Annotated in this window: 3 protein-coding genes and 1 tRNA gene; 1 reads left to right on the forward strand and 3 read right to left on the reverse strand. The window is 52.3% G+C overall.

Annotated features, from left to right (window positions below; translation table 11 throughout):
- Both VGS11_10650 and VGS11_10655 read right to left on the reverse strand, forming a co-directional pair.
- The coding region (locus VGS11_10650; protein HEV2120543.1) for a transposase at positions 1 to 172 on the reverse strand (172 nt) is incomplete at its 3' end.
- Between the two features lie 207 nt (positions 173 to 379).
- The gene (locus tag VGS11_10655; protein HEV2120544.1) at positions 380 to 535 is read right to left on the reverse strand and encodes a hypothetical protein; all 156 of its coding nucleotides are present in this window, start codon (positions 533 to 535) and stop codon (positions 380 to 382) included.
- Positions 536 to 843: 308 nt separating this feature from the next.
- Here VGS11_10655 and VGS11_10660 point away from each other — a divergent pair, with 308 nt between their 5' ends.
- Positions 844 to 1,263, forward strand: coding sequence for a LytTR family DNA-binding domain-containing protein (locus VGS11_10660; GenBank protein HEV2120545.1), 420 nt, complete (start codon positions 844 to 846; stop codon positions 1,261 to 1,263).
- A gap of 546 nt (positions 1,264 to 1,809) precedes the next feature.
- Here the strand turns inward: VGS11_10660 and VGS11_10665 are convergent.
- Positions 1,810 to 1,885: transfer RNA gene (locus tag VGS11_10665), tRNA-Met, on the reverse strand.
- Between the last annotated feature and the right edge of the window lie 157 nt (positions 1,886 to 2,042).

The following is a 2,042-nucleotide window of genomic DNA, read 5'->3' on the forward strand; positions in this document are numbered from 1 at the left end:
GCTTCCACAGGTAGTAGGTTGCCTCGCTGATGCCTGCTTTGCGACAGACCTCTTCCACCCGCGCTCCGGCTTCCACCTGCCGCAACACCGCCACGATCTGCTCCTCCGTGTGACCCTCTTGGGCATCGTCCTCGTCTCCTCCGCTGGAATTCCGCCCAAACTTACCTCTAATTTCCTCTGTGCCAGTTTTCGGGTTTTGGGTCACATATGAGTCGCCAGGGACCGCCCTCCCACCACTAGATTTTGAAAATCGGGCAATAGACAATATGAAAAGCCTTGCTCAACGACAAATACATCGAGCAGAATTTTCGAACGCTTCCGGCGGGGTGTTTGGCTTGGCCATGGATACAGGAGTGAGACAGTTCGTGCTGCAAAATAGTCAAGATTTTCCCGGCTGCGCTGTCGAAATCGCTCCCCTGAGCCTTCTCGGCTTCAGAGATGGTTTGGGAGCTAGCTCTGCCACCCACAGGTAAACGATGTGTCCGTTCTGTTTGGTGACCCTAGGATTAATCGCAGCCAGCGCTGCCTCTACCACGCGCCAGCGGCGCTACCTGGGAAAGTGTCCAGCAAGAAGAACGGAGCTAAGGGAATCATCCCGAACTTAAACGAAACAGAAAAATCAGGATGTCATCGAACCTGATGGAAAATTCGAAAGCGGTGTCCTGAGCTGACATGAATTTGCCTAATGGACCTACACCAAGAGACGACCGCAATGGCATTCCAGATTTTGAGAGCCATCCTCGTGTTTCACTTCGGAGGAATTCCTCAAATGAGGGCGTTCGCGATATTTCGAGTGCCCCAGTTCAACGAGCAACTGTCGACGGGATGCCAGGTTGGTTGGAAGTGTCGACGGAGGCGGGGTTGCTGTCATCGAAGAGCTTCCGGTTTGCAATCAACGCAAGCGATAAGATCCTATTGATTGATTCCTCTGATGTGTCAGTAATTGAAGCTCAGGGAAGCTATGTCATATTGCATCGGCTGTCGGGTTCGCTTCGCGTACGAAGTTCTATCTCGGCACTGACGAAAGATCTCGAACCTCGCGGGTTCGTTCGTATCCATAGATCAGTGCTAGTAAATAAGTTCTGCATTCTGGAAATTCGGAAAGCGGCCACAGGCGAATACATGCTGCGCACAAGCGGCGGGAGGGAATACCGTATTCCCCGAACCTGCATGCATAATCTGAAAGCTATCGCTCACGTGTGGATTGGCACCGGTACTTTTTCGCAAGAAGTCAAGACATGCAGGGTGAAGCCGTCCCTATGACTCGTCCAACCCTGCCTATCCGGGTGAGTTCTCGTACGACCTTACACCATTGCTTTCAAGCAGACTGGCGCTAGCAAACCTCTCGATGAATAGCAGTGTGAGCGACACTCAGAATCGACCTGCATCGCTTGCCTTGCGGCTACCCCAGCGATCATGAGCGCATTATCGAGTGCCTACCTTTGATAACTGTGAAACCATTAGACCATTTCCGCGCCGGATGCACTTGATGCAAGAACACCGGCACCAGTGCTGAACGAGCGGAGGGCGAAGCTTGATGCTCTCCGTCGTGCCCCATTCTCCTGTCAAGGTTATTGCGAAAGTGTCCGAAGCACATTTGGTCCAAATGTCTATTGCCGGAACTTTGGAGCATCCATTGTTCGTCTTCAACGCCACTGAGAGTTGTTGAACCGGTCTGACAAACTATGGTTTTGGTCTTCGGGTTCACCGCTTGCTCGATTGATGTTCTGGCCTCAATAGTACTGAAATCATTAGTAACGAGTCCGGCAGAGTCAACTGATAGCAGTGATTCTATTTGAACCAAGATTCTGGTGGGCCCGCTAGGATTCGAACCTAGAACCAACGGATTATGAGTCCGCTGCTCTAACCGTTGAGCTACGGGCCCGCGAATTGATAAGCATCTTACACCGAAATCGTGATCCAGGCCGCGAACCCCTGCGCGCTACAGCTTCCCCATGAGGCACTAGTTGGAACTGATTTCACTGCCCGGATTGCGACTCGTCTGGCAACGAGGCTGACCCCTGAATCAGGCCCAAGCGAAC

The sequence above is a fragment of the Candidatus Bathyarchaeia archaeon genome (genome assembly GCA_035935655.1).
Taxonomy (GTDB): domain Archaea; phylum Thermoproteota; class Bathyarchaeia; order 40CM-2-53-6; family 40CM-2-53-6; genus 40CM-2-53-6.